Origin of the sequence: Oceanobacillus aidingensis (assembly GCF_042654105.1) — a bacterium.
GTDB classification, from domain to species: Bacteria; Bacillota; Bacilli; order Bacillales; family Amphibacillaceae; genus Oceanobacillus; species Oceanobacillus oncorhynchi.
Genome location: NZ_JBHSFT010000019.1, coordinates 93234 through 109467 on the forward strand (window position 1 = coordinate 93234; position 16234 = coordinate 109467).

Genomic DNA, 16234 nt, shown 5'->3' on the forward strand with positions numbered 1-16234 from the left:
TTTCAGGGTCATAAGTATATGGTGAAGAAAATTAAAGAGCACCATACCTCGAACAAGGCCTGTTTATAGATTAACGGGTTTGCAATCTCTGCTATTCATATATAGAAAAAACGTTCCTATTTTCCCTAATGAATTTAGTAAACGTTTTGTTTCATTTATATTTGACTGTCATAAAGATTTCAGATGTATGAAACTTTTTAAGTAAGCATCTCTACAAAATAGCACAGATATTTATTCAAAGTCTTTACTTAGAATATCCACGCGTTCTTCAAAGGATACTTCGCGGTGAATCTCATGTAACATCCATACATACCCATAGCTGTCAGCAAACATTGCATTAGAGATGCCCATTTCTTCCATCCTTGTAACAGGCTGTATTTCTGTTGCATTCGCAGCCATCGCTTTTTCATATGTTTCTTGAATGTCCGGAACTGCAATATTGAACCAAAAAGATTGTGTTTCCCCTTCTTTCGGAGCAAATAATTGATATTCAGGATTCTCATCAAGCATGTGAAAACGCGTCCCGTAAATGGTAAATACCGCTTCATTATTTCCTGCTTTAAAATTTGTTTCTTCTACTACTTCTACATCAAAAATAGACTTGTACTGCGCTAAAGCTGCTTTGCTGTCTTTTACAACAAAATCAAATTCCACTCCGTTAATCATTTGGCATTCTCCTAACTTTTAATTAATTCCTATCTTCTACAATACGCTTGTTTTTATTCTACTTTGTCAGTACCTTTTCAGCAATCACCGGAGCACACAGAAAAACCAAATTTCTTCAGCGCTCACGCTTTAAGCAGATATAATGATTATTTTAAAACGTGATTTAATCTGGTCTAATCATGGTGTATCAGGAGCCACTATTCATTATAAAGTTTCCTTATTAATTTTGGTGATATTTTTTAAAAATATCACCAAAATCTTTCAGTGTATTGTCATTGTATGTCGTATTTAGCCAATCAAAAGCAAATTTCGCAGCTTTTTCAAATTCATTCGCTATGGTTCCTTCCTGAAAACGGTTGTCAGTGAATAAGGTTTTGGATAAATCAGGACTATCTTCTGCATAACCTTTCACACGTGCATCACTGTCTTGAATATGTGAAATGGTAACTAATGATTTATATAAATCAGCAATAGCCTCGCCTTCCTTTTTCTCAATATCTACGGAAATAGCTTGTCCTCCAATCGTAAATTTTATTTCAAGGTCCAGGTCAATCGTACCAGCCGTTTCTACTGTGACGTTCTGAATAGGATAGCGGTAGTAATCATAGCGATAAATATTCCGCTTACTGCTTGTTGCCTTTTCCCCATCTAAGTGGATGAGGAACGATTCGTAAAGCAGTATTCATCTGATTTCGATTTAATCAGAAAATGAATTTGTTCCCCTTCTTCATGCAATACGTAATCATCTGATTCCGTTTTATCGAAGTTATCCGGTTGAATAATTTTACCAATATCACTCAATCCTAATGCATCACTGGCAATCTTTTTAAACATGCAGTACACTCTCCTCTGATGGAACTTGCCTCAGCTGGATTTTATCATCCAGCATGAAAGGTTTGTTCTGTAATAAATTGTTCTTATAATGCTATATTAATCTAATCATCAAATAATAGAAATTGATTAGGTGAAAAATATATGAATGGCACAAATGGATAAAAAAAGAACTATTTGTTCCGTTCTTTTACTTATCCTACAGTGTTCTGTTGATAGTTCTGTCTTCATCTAGTTCTCCATTTACTTCCATTAAAATAACCGTTATCAATGTATGGTGGTTCAGTTTTTATTTCTCAATCATTCTATTTTGAGACAGCATACCATTCGCTGCCTTTTTCATCCCTTTACTCTTCCATCCTCGACAACACCGTCACAGCCTCTACATGTGTGGTAATTGCTATTGGAACGCAATTCGTTTTCCTCGTTTTCAGTATTGGAATACAATTCATTAAAAGATTCCTTTTTTTTATTTTTTCTCGGAGGTTTAAAACTATTTCCATCTAATGAATCGACTGTTCCAATTTTGTAAATAAATGTTAACTTATATGGATTGTCATTTCCTTCATTATCCACACCACCAACTATTACTTTCTCTATTATACTTTCAAAAACATATCGATCAAAAGTATTTAGACCATTTTCTTTTTCTAGTAATTTTCTAAATTCTAACAATCGTTCTTTAATATCTTTTTCATCATCAAGACTTGATTGTAAATAGGCTTTTCTTCGTTTCTTGTCATCGAGTTTTTTGATTGTCTTATTATATTTATCTTCATATGTTTCTTTATCTAGCCTACCCTCTATATGCATATCAATCAACTTATTTTTCTTTTTCTCTAAAGCTTCAATTTCTATCTCAATTTTAGAAACCTTCTCATATGCTGTATTTACACTTAAACTCTCTTCCATTCTTTCCAAAAATTCTTCTAAGACATCTTGATTATTATTACACATAAGACGATAACTTTCTAAAAATGCTTTTTCAATTATTTCTTCCTGTATCCCTTTACTCTCTGGGCAATATTGTTTTCCTTTTTTTGTACTAGTCATACAATGCCATATTATTTTATGATATGAACTGCCACCATGCCAACTTCGTCTCGACAATATGCTTCCACAATAAGGACATTCAAGCAAGCTGCTAAAAGCGTACTTACGACTATACTTTTCCCTCTTGCCACCATTTCTGTCTACTCTAAGTTTGTTCCGATTCCTGCGTGTTCTAATCTCTTCTGCTTTTTCAAAAATTTCAGCACTGACAATTGGTTCATGGTTATTTTTTATATAGTATTGATCTTCTTCTCCAAAATTACTTAATCTACGTTTTGTAATAGGATCAACTGTAAAGGTTTTCCCCATTAAAAGATCACCTTTATATTTCTCATTCTTAATAATACGAAGTATAGTTGCGTCTTGCCATTTTGTATTGCCTTTTTTGTTTTATGGCCTAAAGCTTCCAACTCTTTTGCTATCATCTTTCCTCCTGCACCCTGCACATATCTTTCAAATATATATCGTACTATTTCTGCTTCTTTTTCATTTATAGTAAGCGTTTTATCTTCCGGGTTATAATCATAACCAATGCAACCTTGAAAACCTATCAGCTCCCCTCTGCTCATTTTCATTTTTAAGCCTTTTTTTACATTAGCAGAGATATTTTCAACTTCCTGTTGAGCAACCGAACTCAATACTACAAGTAACAATTCTCCATCCATCGTAAGCGTATTAATTTTTTCATCTTCAAAGAAGACTGCAATATCTTTTTCTTTAAACATTCGAACGTATTTAAGCGTGTCTAAAGTATTTCTTGCAAAACGAGATATTGATTTGGTAATAACCATATCAATATCTCCATTCATACAATCATTTATCATTCTTTGAAAATCTTCCCGCTTAACCGTTTGTGTTCCTGTAATCGCTTCATCAGCATAAATACCAGCAAATACCCATTCCGGATTGTTATTAATTAAATCCTTATAATAGGTAACTTGTGACTTATAACTACTTAATTGATCCTCATCATCTGTACTAACCCGACAATATGCAGCTACTCGACGCTGTTCAATAGCTTTGCCTCGCCGATGGCTAAAACGGGAATTGTTTCCTTTTATAATTTCAACCTCTGACATTACAAATCCCTCCTTGGATTTTATTACCAATATTCTACGGCGATTTAAAATAAAAGTCAGCCTGTAATATCAGAGATAATATGATAATCTTTCATTAATTTACTTTTTGCCATTTTATATTCTTCCTCTGAAATTAACTTATAAGTCAGTAATTGTTTTAACATAGAAATTTGCATACTGTATTTAATCAAATTCTTTTTCATAAAAACCTACCTCCTCAAAGAATTTCAAAATAAAAAATCAGACGGCTGTTGGTACAGCTCCACGGGAATTTCACCCCTGCAAGTATTTCTTCCAGCCCTACTCATAGCTTGCGACGCTCCAAACGCTCGAACCATGACGGTAGGGGAGTATCATTATACTGCTAATGAGTCATCGCCAGTAATCCACCACGATTACATTAGATTCTTTGTTTATCGCTCGTTTCAGCAGAAAGTCATGGCGCAAGAATCAAGTAGCTCTTCATCAGCAGAACGTATCTGATTTTCCAATTTATAATGCATGAGATTAATCATGCTTTCTTTATCAAAGAACGTTAAAAATCATTCTCCCACTTTAAGTGACTGCTAAAAGAAAAAGGAAAGTTCCATATGCCACACATCTATTTTTTTAAATAAGAAATGCTGACTTTCCTTTCTCTCCTTCCTTTGCTATTACTACAAATAGAAAGAACCATTTTGCCAAAAACGAGTAAAAACCAAAAAAAGAAATCATAAATTGAACTTGCATGTGTTTGGTAAATGTTCTACATTTGTTAAGCTGTTACGATTAAGAATTTAATACTAATTGGCTATAACGTGTTTATGATATTATGTATTTAAAGGAAAGAATAGGTAGGATTGGAGGAATAAAACTTGAACATTCATGAATACATTAAATTTCTTCGCAGAGCAATCAATAATGTGGAAGAAGTGTATTTTGGAAACCAAAATTGGATTGATTCTATGTTAAATGTTCATAATATTAAATCTCAGGATAAAAAGCGTGAAAAGCTAATGCCATATTTGAGTATGCATAATGAGCGAGTTTTCTGTTATGAGCTTTATCATCAATTGCGTAAAATTATGGAAGAAAATAGGTTGAATGAAAAAGTGATTTTACAAGCTGAACTTCGCAAGGCTCAAGTAAGTGATGAAATCACACAATTATTTGGAGTAAATAGTACAGACGGAGTATATTACCCTGACTTTTTAATACATGAACCGGGTACATATGAAAATCAAGACTTAATTATTGAAGTCAAAGCTAATCCTAAACTTTCTACAACAGATATGCTAAATGATATTAAGAAAATTGATCAATTCATTAATAGATACAACTACAAAAAAGGAATCTTTTTAGCAATAAATGTGAATAAAGAAAGGTATAATCAACTAATGACAAATGATCATCTTCTAAATAGTTTAGAAGAACAAATTAATTCTAAAAATGAAATCTTACTTATGTTTAGAGAGTCAGCAAAGGAGCTGTAACTGCTAAACTAAAGTAGACCATTATTGCTTGATAAGAATGAACACTTTTCTTTGGGGATAGGCATGTAACAGGCTGTTGCCCCGTAGGGGCGGCAGCCTGTTACATGCTCGCCGTTCCGTCAGGTACCAACTAACTATTGCAATCTTTCATTTACTGTATAATACATGTTTGTACGATACAGAAATGGGAGGAGTAAGAAAGGTGGAAACATGGAAAGTGTATATGGAAATCTATCAACTAAAACAAGAAGGATTTAAAATACGGAGAATAGCTAGAAAACTAGGTATATCAAGAACAACAGTATATAAATACCTTGAAAAGTCTCCTCAGGAAATGGCGGAGTGGGTAGCTTCCACACAGACAAGAAAGAAGAAATTAGATGCCTACGAATTACTTATTCATACTTGGCTAACAGAACATCCAGATCTTTCTAGTGCTCAAGTTCATGATTGGTTAAAAGAAAGGTTTCCAACTCTATGTGTTGGAGAAAGTACCGTTCGTAGTTATGTCAAAGCACTCCGGGAAAAATATCATATTCCAAAGACAGAAATGAAGCGTGTCTATCAAGCTATTCCAGATCCACCAATGGGGCAACAAGCCCAAGTAGATTTTGGTCAGACGATACAGAAAACATCTCAGGGAAAGGAGAAGAAATTATATTTTATTAGTTTCGTGCTTTCGCACTCTCGTTATAAATACGTTACATGGCTCTCCCATCCTTTTACAACAAAAGATATGATTCAAGCTCACGAAGAGGCTTTTCAGTATTTTGGAGGAATTCCATATGAGTTAGCTTATGATCAAGATTCCCTTATCGTAGTAAGTGAAAATGAAGGTGATCTCATTCTTACCAGTGAATTTCAAGCATACAGGGAAGAAAGAAAATTAAAGCTCTTTGTATGTAGAAAAGCTGATCCAGAAAGTAAAGGGAAGATTGAAAATGTGGTAGGATTTGTGAAGAAGAATTTTGCGAAGAGCCGCGTATTTCACCATATAGATAAATGGAATGAATCCTGTTTAGCATGGCTGATTCGAACGGGAAACGGAAAAGTGCATAATACAACAAAAAAAAGACCGGTCGAAGTGTTTGCCCTAGAAAAACAACACTTAAGACCAGTCAACAAAAAAATTTCAATTTCAAATATCGATAATAGTATAACAAGAAATGTTCGTAAGGACAATACTATTATCTATCAATCGAATCGGTATTCGGTACCACTTGGTACATATAAAAAAGATAAAGAAGTTTTTATTGAAATAAGCAATCAAAACGAATTAATAATACGTGAAGAATCGAATGGAGCAATCATTGCCAAACACACATTAAGTATAGAGAAAGGGAAATTGATTCAAGATTCTCAACATACCAGAGACCGTTCTAAAGGAATAGCTGCCTATATAGAAACGGTATCGACGTACTTTGATGATAAGGAAATGGCTTCTGATTTCCTTCAGGAAATTCACCAAAGATATCCTCGTTATATACGAGATCAATTATCTCTTATTTTAAAGGTATCTAAAACAGTAACAAGAGAACGAAGGAACCAAGCTTTAGAAGAATGTGTCGCACGCAAAATATATAGTGCAACAGAGTTTAGAGATGTCGTAGAGTTTATCCAAAGACAAACGGATTCTCATCAAAGGCCTCCGCAAATAGAAGCTATCAAAACATTGCATGGTATGGATGATACGCTGCTTCAAATCAAGCCAAAAACAAGAGAATTGGATTCTTATATAGAGTTATTGAAAGGAGCAACGGTATGAGTCATTCAATAGAAGAAATACAACAACAGTTTCGATCGTTGAGACTCACAGAGACGGCAAATTATTTGCCATCTCTGATTCAACAAGCAGAGTCAGAAGATTGGACATATCAAGTACTTTTGACACAATTGACTGGATATGAATTAAAACGGAGGGATGAAAAATTAATCGAAAAACGATTAAAATGGGCTGCATTCCCTTCCTATAAGACGTTGGAGGAGTTTCATTTAGATGAGCAGCAATCACTCAGCAAAAGACAAGTAAATCAATTAAAGGAGTATACTTGGCTAGATCAACTCTATAATTTAATCGTTTTAGGACCGCCAGGTGTAGGTAAAACACATTTAGCCACAGGGCTGGGCATAGAAGCCATACAAAAAGGATATAAAGTCTCTTTTATTTCCATGGGGCAACTGATTCAAACATTAAAAACAGAAGAAGTTACTAGAAAATCACAAACGAGAATGAAACGAATTCGTTCCTCTCATTTAGTGATTATTGATGATTTAATGTTCATGGCAATGGATACACGTGAAGCGAATTTATTTTTCCATCTTATTAACGACCTTTATGATAAGGCTTCAATTATATTAACTTCTAATAAAGGACCAAATGAATGGGGAGAATTACTAGGTGATCCAGGGATTACAACGGCTATCCTAGATAGAATTTTACATCGAGCTGAAGTTATTCATTTTCATGATGATGATAGTTATCGAATGAAACACCGTTCTTCCATTTTCATGGAAGAAAGTGTCCAAATTTAATTAGCAAAAAGTGTTCATTTCTACTTGACGCTCACAGGAGCCCACGATCTCAATAAACCTAGCAAACTTGTTACAATGAAAAAGCTAAATATTAACTTATAATCATCATGGGCTGCAAAACTATCACCACTTCCTTTAATCACCTTTACAAAGTGGTGATAGTTTTAGCTAATAATAATCATTTGTCTTGTAATCCTCCAAATTGTCTCTTTTCTTATTTAAAACATTTCTGATTTGTTCCTAATACAACATTGAATTTTCTCAAAGCTTTCTTTATCAAATATCAACTAGGAAGAACGAGGATTAAAATGCTTAAGAATAAAAACCCTAAGTCAATTCAAATCTTAATATAGCTGTAATTAATTTTGTTTCTAAGCGTCTACGTGTATAATCATCTACTACCATTTGAGAAGCACCAAAATCATCTTGTACTAACCGTAACGATAGTTTATTTATATAAGGTTCATAATGTTTAAGCACTGCGTTTATAGCTTCTACCTCACCCTTTGAAGCTTCTGCAATAATAGAGAAAGGTAACAATTCATTTACTGAATTAAGAGAAATCAATTGATTTTGATCCATCATCATTCCCCTCCAATCTCTGTTTTAATTCTTCTAGTGCCTTCTTTCTTTGATATTGTACTGTGCTTCGAGCACGACCCAATATTTTTCCGACTTCCTTATCTGTCATATTCAAGAAGTAGGATAAAAGAATAACTTCTCGTTTTTTATCAGATAAGTGACAAAGTGAACGAATTAGTTCTTCATTTTTTAAAATGACTTCATATCCTAAAACTTGAAAATAATACCCTTCCAGGACATAATCATCAATAACTGCAAGTTCTTGAGGTTCAAAATTTGATAAAGTTGTAAAAGATACCTCTACTTCACGCTGGCGTTGTAATTGTCTTTGGATGTTAATGAAGCAGTGATAGCATTAATTCCTCCTCTTCCTTTGTCATTACTACAAATAGTAGTACATATTTTGCCAAAAATGAGAGAAGATCCTTATAAAGACAAGAAAAAACCCGAATAACAAATAAGTTATCGGGCTGTAATAAAGTATTGACTATTTAATCCATATCTATTATTAATTTGTTATTAGCGTCTAATATCTAGTAGAGAGCAATAAAGCAACCCTCTCTTATAACGAAGATACAGGTTGCTTTATTGTGTTATTTCAAATGATATTTAAATTAAATCTTCTTTTCTACTATACCTAGGTTAGGTATTTATTTAATTAAAATATATACACAAAACTTATTTCATTTTGTGCTTTTTTATCACTCTTAAGAATGAATGATACTTATATACCCGCTTATTATTCCTCTCCATTCTGCTGTGCTTTACCAGAAGGTGGAATATGACGTAATCGTGTTGCGGAAATAATTGCTGCTACTCCTGCAATTATAGCTGAAACGATAGCGGCAGTATTTAATCCACTGGTGAACGCATTTTGAGCCGCCATAATCAAAGACTCCCCAAGCGTTTCCGAAACATTAGAAGCTGAGACAATAGCACCATCAATACTGTCTGAAGCTGCTGCTGCAACATTTGGAGGCAAATCTTGAGGTAGTGTATCGACAATTTCACTGCGATAAGCTGCTACTCCAATACTTCCAATTACTGCGACCCCAAGCGAAATACCTAAATCATTAGCTGTTGTCGCAAGACCAGAAGCTCCTCCTGCTTTTTCTGGCGGAACAGAGCTAACTACTAAATCGGTAGTTAAGGCCATCGATGGAGCTACACCAGGATAGGTGACCACAAAACTTGCAATAACAAGTGCAAGCCCCGTACCAGCGTCAAGTTGTGTAAAGAGTATATAACCAATCACTTGAATTGCTAGACCTATTGCAATAACATTACCTGGACGAAAACGGCGTGCCATCATCGGTGAAAGCGTAGAGACTACAATCAATACTGCGGCAGCTGGAAGAATAGCAAATCCTGCCGTCATCGGCGAAAGTCCTTGTACCTGCTGCAAGTATTGAGTGAAAAGAGAATATACTCCACCAAGTGCTGCTGCCGAAAGTAAGAATACACTAAGCGCACCACTAACCGTACGATTTTTAAACAACCGAACATCTAATAAAGGTTGTTTTGCTCGTAGTTGTCGAACTACAAACCAAATTCCCACTAGTATACCTGCAACTAACAAAGTAATTGTTGGACCTACAGCAGCTTGTGCTGCAAATTGTTTAATGCTGTAAATTATCGCTAGCAATGTAGCAACTAATAATAGAGCACTGAATAAATCAAGCTTTCCACTATTTTGATCACGGTGTTCAGGTACTAGAATAGGTGCACCTAGTGCAACAACTAACATAACTGGTACTGCTACTAAAAATGTCGCTTGCCAGCCAAATACTTCTAAAAGCAGACCGCTTAATAATGGTCCAAGGGCTACACCGGCTGAAATTCCACCTGCCCAAATACCAATCGCAACCCCGCGTTGTTCAGCATTTTGAAACAGAACGAAAATCAGTCCAAGTGTAGCAGGTACCATCATTGCTGCTGCTAAACCTAAAACAGCACGCCAAGCAATCATCATGGATGGATCACTTGTTAATGCTGCCAATATAGAAACAACTCCAAACAAGATAGCACCTATTACCATTAATAATCGTTTCCCTACTCTATCTCCAAGAACTCCCATTGCGACTAAGAATCCTGCCATCACAAAACCGTATATATCAAGAATCCACAACAATTGCGTACTGGAAGGCCCTAAGTCAGCTGCCATACTGGGGGCAGCTAAGAACAAAATAGTTAACATCATGAACAGTAATGTTGAAGGTAAAACTAACACGACAAGCCCCCACCATTGTCGAGCATTTGCACGAGGTACTTCAGGATTATTAGAATTAGCCATGTTGCACACCTCCTATATTTGATATGATACTCACCCAATTGTTATTTTTTAAATCTTTCAACATTTGGAATTCCTCCTTCATTATGAAAGATATTTGATTTCATTTTCTATTATTGTGTAGAAAAATCTCTGATTGTTTTTTCATTTAATTTTAAGGTAGTTAGCCGATCGACTTCTATTCCATTTTTAAAAAGAATTAAAGTTGGAATACCTATCACGTTATACCTCTGAACAGCAAATTCTAGGTCTTTATCTACGTCAACATCATAAAACATGACATTTTTTATTTCTTCTGCTGCCGATTCAATAATGGGAGTCACCTGCTGACAACCTTGACACCATCCTGCCGTAAAGTTGAGTACAACAGGTTTTTCTTCCATTTTGACTAAAGTACAAAAGTCATCTGTTTTCAATTCCTTTAGCATAGAGATATCTCCTTCACCATGAAAGATAGTACCTTAACTTTAACCTCTATTATTGTGATGAAAAGTCTCGAACGACTTCCTCACTTGCTTCCGGTGCAGTTACTCTGTCTGCCTCTTCCCCGTTTTTGAAAAGAATTAAAGTTGGAATACTCATCACCTGATATTGCTGGGCAAACTCTAACTCTTCATCTACATCAACATGATAGAATGCAATCTCTTCTTCCAACTCTTCTGCAACTGATTCAACGATAGGAGCTAGCTGCTTACAGCCTGGGCACCAGTCTGCGGTAAATTTCAACACAACAGGTTTTTCTTCTGCTTTTACCAATGTGTCAAACTCATTAGCTCTCAATTCTTTGACCATTACAAATCCCTCCTTTCCTTTTCCTTGTTTAAAAAAGTTACTTTAAAGGATTCGTCTCTATAAATGTCTCTACATCCATGGCAGCCATGCAACCTGTTCCAGCTGCTGTGACAGCCTGCTTGTATCTTTGATCTTGCACATCACCTGCTGCAAACACACCTGGTATATTCGTATTTGTCGTACCAGGTTCAACCTTAACATATCCATTCGGGTAAATATTGATGGCTTCTTTCAAAAAATCGGTGTTAGGTATATGACCAATCGCTAGAAAGACACCATCTGTTTCAATAAGTTGTTCTTCCTGGGTTTCTTTATTCTTAACACGAATTCCTGTGAGCTGATTATCTTGAGAAAGAATTTCCATCGGTATACTGTTAAAAATCCAAGATATTTTCTCGTTATTCATTGCTCGATCTTGCATAATCTTAGAAGCTCGCAATTCGTTCCTTCGATGAATAACCTGTACTTCTTTCGCAAACTTTGTTAAAAATAAAGCTTCTTCCATAGCAGAATCTCCACCGCCAACAACAACCACTTTTTTATCACGGAAAAAGAAACCATCGCATGTTGCACAGGTACTTACTCCGCGACCAAGGTTTTCTGCCTCTCCTGGAATCTCCAACATTTTCGCCCGGGCACCAGTAGAAACAATCACAGATTCCGCTTGAATTTCACCGAGACCATCTGCTTCTAAACGAAAGGGACGACTTGAAAAATCTACTTCTTTTACTAAAGCCGTTTTAAATTGTGCTCCAAATCGTTTCGCTTGTGCCCGCATGGTATCTATCAATTCTGGTCCCATCACTGGATCAGAAAAGCCCGGGTAATTTTCGACCGCTGTTGTCAATGTTAACTGTCCACCTGGTTCTGGACCTTCTAAGATTAATGGTTCCATATTTGCTCTGGCTAAATAAATGGCAGATGTTAAACCAGCAGGACCTGTTCCTAAAATGACTGTTTTATACATAATCCACCTCTTCATTAAAAAAATACTTATATATTTTAAAAGGACATTCAGTGAAGGGTAAAATTTTCCTTCACTGAATGTTAGGCTATCAACCTAAACTTTCCTCTAAACCGTTTCAGCTGACGATTTAATATCAGAAAGAGAAACTTACAATACTAGGATTGCCTTATACGTTATTTCTTCGATGAACTTTTTGGCTGATCTGTTTTTGCATTCTCAGTCTTTGCTGATTCTTTTGGTGAGCAGCAAGAGCACGTTGGTTTAGCCATTTATATCACCTCCTTAAAAATAAGGTGTCATATGATAAACCACTCCTTATCCAACTTCTAAGAGCCGTTTAATCTCCTCTTTATTCATTTCAAACCCTGTCATACTTTTTCTTGTTTTTCTTAGACCTAAAATGGAGGATTGAGAAAAGACAATTCCGGGAACCACTCTAGCCCCTGTTCGACTTTTAAGCTCTTTTTCTTTTTCTGGCTGCTTGGTTAAATCATATTGTTTGTGTGGTATCCGATGTTTTTCCAAGAATTTTTTCAAGTCTTGGCAATCAGAACAAGTTGGTCTTGTATAAATTTCTAATTGATAATTAGCCATTTATCTCACTCCTTCCATTTGATTTATATTAAAATGAGTTACTCTTTTACTTCTAAAATAAATGGATATACATGAATTTCCCCATCAAATTTGAATTCTGCCCAGACTTTATACATCCCTGGATTTGTGAAATGAGCATTAAACGTCGTGGAATCATCTGACGCAGGGTGAACATGGATATATTCTTCTACCTCTTCATCTACAATCACCACATGACCTAAAGCACCAAGGTGTGTTTCCGGTTGTTCCCCTTGCATATCAAAATTCAAAGGAACCTCTTCTCCAGCTATTGCTTCCACTTCTTCTAAGGTCACTGTTTTTCCATCTACTTCTTTTGTCCATTCATTATCCGCATGTAAATGTGCTTTGGCTGTTTCTTCTGTTCCAACCTGTAATAGGTTTGGAGCAGGTGTATAAGCTTTGTTTTCCGGCACAATATCAACAAATGCTTGATACGTTCCATCTTCTAAGGCTTGATTAACTCGAAATCTTCCTTCCTCTTCTTTTTCAGGATGGAGATGATAATACTCTTCCAAATCGTTAGAGATCAGAATAAAATGCATTTCTTTTTCATGCTCGATAGCGAGTTCTGGTGCTGCTCCTGTATCATCTTCCAATGAGATGACAAGTTCTTCATTATCATAGGACACATCCGTTTTTACTTCTGAATCCGTTTCATGTCCATGCTCGTGCTCATGTTTATGGTCCATGTCTTCTTCCTCCTCTGAATTACTTTCTGTATTATGGTCTTCATGATCGGTCCCATCTTCTTGTGAAGCTTCATCATTATTATGCTCCTCATGCCCAGCCTCTTCGTCACTATGTCCATCGTGCTCCATTTCACCACTGGCCAAAGGATTGTTTCCTGTAATCACACTATATCCTGCAAAAACAATGACTACATAGACAATCCCTAGAGATACCCACTTTTTTACGGACATAATTATTGGCCTCCTTTTAGCTTTAATCGCTGTAATCGTAAAGCGTTAAGCACTACAGATACAGAACTGAATGCCATTGCTGCTCCAGCAACCCAAGGAGCTAATAGACCAATTGCAGCAACTGGAATGGAAGCCGAATTATAGAAGAAGGCAAAGAATAAATTTTGCTTGATATTACGCATGGTCTTTGCACTGATTTCCACACTGTCTGCCACGCTGTTCAAATCTCCACGCATTAATGTTATATCTGCTGCTTCAATCGCTACATCTGTTCCCGTACCAATTGCCATCCCGATATCGGCTACAGCTAAGGCAGGTGCGTCATTGACACCATCACCGACCATCGCTACTTTTTTATCCATATCTTGTAGCATTTTAATTTGCTCTGCCTTTTGTTCCGGCACTACTTCCGCAATCACATGATCAATATCAACTTGTTTTCCAATAGCTTCTGCAGTCCGTTCATTATCCCCTGTAAGCATAATGACCTCTAAACCTAGTTGATGCATACGGTGAATAGCAGCCTTAGACGTTTCTTTCACTGTATCAGCAACCGCAATGACACCAGCTAATTGGTTGTCTATTCCAATTAACATCGCTGTCTTACCTTCTGATTCTAACTTTGTCATTTGGTTTTCCACAGAATCAACCGTTATATTTTGCTGTTTCATTAGTTTTCTGGTTCCAACATAAATCATTTTTCCATTTATGGAAGCTTGAATACCGTATCCCGGGATTGCTTCAAAGGAATCTGATTCTTTTACTTGAACCCCCATTGCTTTTGCACCTTTAACAATCGCCTCTGCAAGTGGATGTTCTGAATTGTTTTCAGCCGAGGCAACGTAATAAAGAACTTCTTCTTCCGTGAAATGTTGATTCGGAAGAACATCAGTCAATTCTGGTTCTCCTTTGGTGACAGTTCCTGTTTTATCTAACACAATCGTCGTTAGGGAACGGGTATTTTCCAAATACTCTCCACCTTTAAATAGAACACCGAGTTCTGCTGCTCTTCCTGATCCAGCCATCACAGAGGTTGGAGTTGCCAAACCAAGTGCACATGGGCAAGCAATCACAAGTATAGTGATAGCAGGAACTAATGCGGAACGGAGATCACCAGGTGCAACGATAAAATACCATACTAGAGACGCCGCAATAGCAATTAACACAACAATGGGAACAAAGATACCCGATACACGGTCAGCTACCCTTTGAATATCAGCTTTACTTCCTTGTGCCTCTTCAACCACTTTAACAATTTGAGAAAGAGCTGTATCTTTACCAACTTTGGTCGCTTCAATTGTCAGCAGACCATTTTTATTAATCGTTGACCCAATAGCTACATCCCCTGTTTTCTTATCAACCGGAATACTTTCACCCGTTATCATTGATTCATCGACTGCGGATTCCCCTTTGACAATTTGCCCATCAACTGGAATCTTTTCACCTGGTCGTACCATGATGGTATCACCAACGATAACTTCTTCAATCGCAATCTCTTGTTCCTCCCCATTTCTGATTACCCTAGCTGTTTTTGCCTGCATACCAAGTAATTTTTGAATAGCCTGACCAGTACGTCCTTTGGCGCGAACTTCGAATAGTTTTCCAAGAATGATCAAAGTGATAATCACTGCCGCAGCTTCAAAATAGAGTTCTGGCATACCGACTTGCCCCTGTACTTGCCACTCGTAACCCAAGAAAATACTATAGAAGAAGGCAACGGATGTACCTAATGCAACAAGAACGTCCATGTTGGCACTGCCATTCTTCAAGGCTTTATACGCAGATTTATAGAACTGAGCCCCTACAATAAATTGTACTGGTGCTGCTAAAGCTAACTGTACCCATGGGTTCATTAACATATCTGGCGAATAAATAAAGGACGTAAATTCAAAATGTGTCACCATCGTCCACAATAACGGTAAAGTTAAAATGGCTGAGAAAATAAATTTCCCTGTCTGATGACGAATTTCTTCATCCTTACTATTGGCAGTATCTTCTTTAGAAGTTTGTGTTTTTAAGCTATAACCAAGCTTTTTGACCGTTTCAATCATATCGTTTACCGTCACTTGACCTTGATCATAATCCACTGCCACGTTTTCTAATGCAAAATTCACGGAGGCACTTGCTACACCTTCCATTTTATTTAATCGCTTTTCAATTTTAGTAGCACATGCCGCACAAGTCATACCGGAAATATCAAAGGTTTGTTTATCATGTGCTACATGGTAACCCAATTTTTCAATTTTCTCTTCAAAATCCTGTACACTTGTGACAGATGGATTATAAGTAACTTTTGTCTTCTCTATTGCAAAGTTGACATTGGCTTCTGCCACACCATCCATTTTATTTAAACCTTTTTCAATCTTGGTGGCGCATGCTGCACAAGTCATACCTTGAATCTGTAAACTAACTTCTTTTTGTGTTTCCATTTTTTT

16 protein-coding genes and 1 pseudogene are annotated in these 16234 nt (G+C 36.3%); 3 read left to right on the forward strand and 14 right to left on the reverse strand.

The annotated features are described in order from the left end of the window. Positions 1 to 231 precede the first annotated feature (231 nt). The 5 genes and pseudogenes from ACFO3P_RS12915 to ACFO3P_RS12935 all read right to left on the reverse strand — a co-directional run bounded on the left by ACFO3P_RS12915 (position 232) and on the right by ACFO3P_RS12935 (position 3832). On the reverse strand, positions 232 to 666 hold the full coding sequence (locus ACFO3P_RS12915) for a VOC family protein (RefSeq protein WP_212928292.1): 435 nt from the start codon (positions 664 to 666) through the stop codon (positions 232 to 234). Between the two features lie 220 nt (positions 667 to 886). Continuing rightward, positions 887 to 1500, reverse strand: a pseudogene (locus ACFO3P_RS12920) (PH domain-containing protein). A 336-nt stretch (positions 1501 to 1836) separates the two neighbouring features. After that, on the reverse strand, positions 1837 to 2859 hold the full coding sequence (locus ACFO3P_RS12925; RefSeq protein WP_465263092.1) for a recombinase zinc beta ribbon domain-containing protein: 1023 nt from the start codon (positions 2857 to 2859) through the stop codon (positions 1837 to 1839). Beyond that, a complete protein-coding gene (locus tag ACFO3P_RS12930; protein ID WP_289585311.1) occupies positions 2859 to 3629 on the reverse strand; it encodes a recombinase family protein in 771 nt (256 codons plus the stop codon). Before ACFO3P_RS12930 ends, ACFO3P_RS12925 begins: the two co-directional genes overlap by 1 nt. Positions 3630 to 3685: 56 nt before the next feature. Continuing rightward, on the reverse strand, positions 3686 to 3832 hold the full coding sequence (locus ACFO3P_RS12935) for an SHOCT domain-containing protein (RefSeq protein WP_042533183.1): 147 nt from the start codon (positions 3830 to 3832) through the stop codon (positions 3686 to 3688). A gap of 651 nt (positions 3833 to 4483) precedes the next feature. On the opposite strand from ACFO3P_RS12935, the gene ACFO3P_RS12940 reads away from it, so the two are divergent. The 3 genes from ACFO3P_RS12940 to istB all read left to right on the forward strand — a co-directional run bounded on the left by ACFO3P_RS12940 (position 4484) and on the right by istB (position 7633). Then, entirely contained in the window at positions 4484 to 5101 is a 618-nt protein-coding gene (locus tag ACFO3P_RS12940; RefSeq protein WP_289585310.1) for a hypothetical protein, read from the forward strand. 223 nt (positions 5102 to 5324) lie between these two features. Next, positions 5325 to 6866, forward strand: a complete 1542-nt coding sequence (istA, locus tag ACFO3P_RS12945) for an IS21 family transposase (RefSeq protein ID WP_379542443.1) — start codon at positions 5325 to 5327, stop codon at positions 6864 to 6866. Then, positions 6863 to 7633, forward strand: coding sequence for an IS21-like element helper ATPase IstB (gene istB / locus ACFO3P_RS12950; RefSeq protein WP_379542444.1), 771 nt, complete (start codon positions 6863 to 6865; stop codon positions 7631 to 7633). Before istA ends, istB begins: the two co-directional genes overlap by 4 nt. Positions 7634 to 7960: 327 nt before the next feature. On the opposite strand, the gene ACFO3P_RS12955 is transcribed toward istB, so the two are convergent. The 9 genes from ACFO3P_RS12955 to ACFO3P_RS12995 all read right to left on the reverse strand — a co-directional run bounded on the left by ACFO3P_RS12955 (position 7961) and on the right by ACFO3P_RS12995 (position 16228). Further along, complete coding sequence (locus ACFO3P_RS12955; protein ID WP_042533179.1) at positions 7961 to 8215, reverse strand: helix-turn-helix domain-containing protein; 255 nt, start codon at positions 8213 to 8215, stop codon at positions 7961 to 7963. Beyond that, complete coding sequence (locus tag ACFO3P_RS12960) at positions 8187 to 8555, reverse strand: RNA polymerase sigma factor (protein ID WP_379542448.1); 369 nt, start codon at positions 8553 to 8555, stop codon at positions 8187 to 8189. Before ACFO3P_RS12960 ends, ACFO3P_RS12955 begins: the two co-directional genes overlap by 29 nt. Positions 8556 to 8954: 399 nt before the next feature. Beyond that, the gene (locus tag ACFO3P_RS12965; protein ID WP_042533177.1) at positions 8955 to 10508 is read right to left on the reverse strand and encodes an MFS transporter; all 1554 of its coding nucleotides are present in this window, start codon (positions 10506 to 10508) and stop codon (positions 8955 to 8957) included. Positions 10509 to 10618: 110 nt separating this feature from the next. Beyond that, positions 10619 to 10933: a thioredoxin family protein gene (locus ACFO3P_RS12970; RefSeq protein ID WP_042533175.1), complete on the reverse strand. Its 315-nt coding sequence runs from the start codon at positions 10931 to 10933 to the stop codon at positions 10619 to 10621. 49 nt (positions 10934 to 10982) lie between these two features. Next, entirely contained in the window at positions 10983 to 11297 is a 315-nt protein-coding gene (locus tag ACFO3P_RS12975) for a thioredoxin family protein (RefSeq protein ID WP_042533173.1), read from the reverse strand. 37 nt (positions 11298 to 11334) lie between these two features. After that, positions 11335 to 12264: a thioredoxin-disulfide reductase gene (gene trxB / locus ACFO3P_RS12980; protein ID WP_289585499.1), complete on the reverse strand. Its 930-nt coding sequence runs from the start codon at positions 12262 to 12264 to the stop codon at positions 11335 to 11337. 315 nt (positions 12265 to 12579) lie between these two features. Continuing rightward, entirely contained in the window at positions 12580 to 12858 is a 279-nt protein-coding gene (locus ACFO3P_RS12985; RefSeq protein WP_042533169.1) for a glutaredoxin family protein, read from the reverse strand. A gap of 38 nt (positions 12859 to 12896) precedes the next feature. Next, entirely contained in the window at positions 12897 to 13799 is a 903-nt protein-coding gene (locus ACFO3P_RS12990) for a hypothetical protein (protein WP_244882382.1), read from the reverse strand. Positions 13800 to 13801: 2 nt separating this feature from the next. After that, positions 13802 to 16228, reverse strand: coding sequence for a heavy metal translocating P-type ATPase (locus tag ACFO3P_RS12995; protein WP_289585498.1), 2427 nt, complete (start codon positions 16226 to 16228; stop codon positions 13802 to 13804). Between the last annotated feature and the right edge of the window lie 6 nt (positions 16229 to 16234).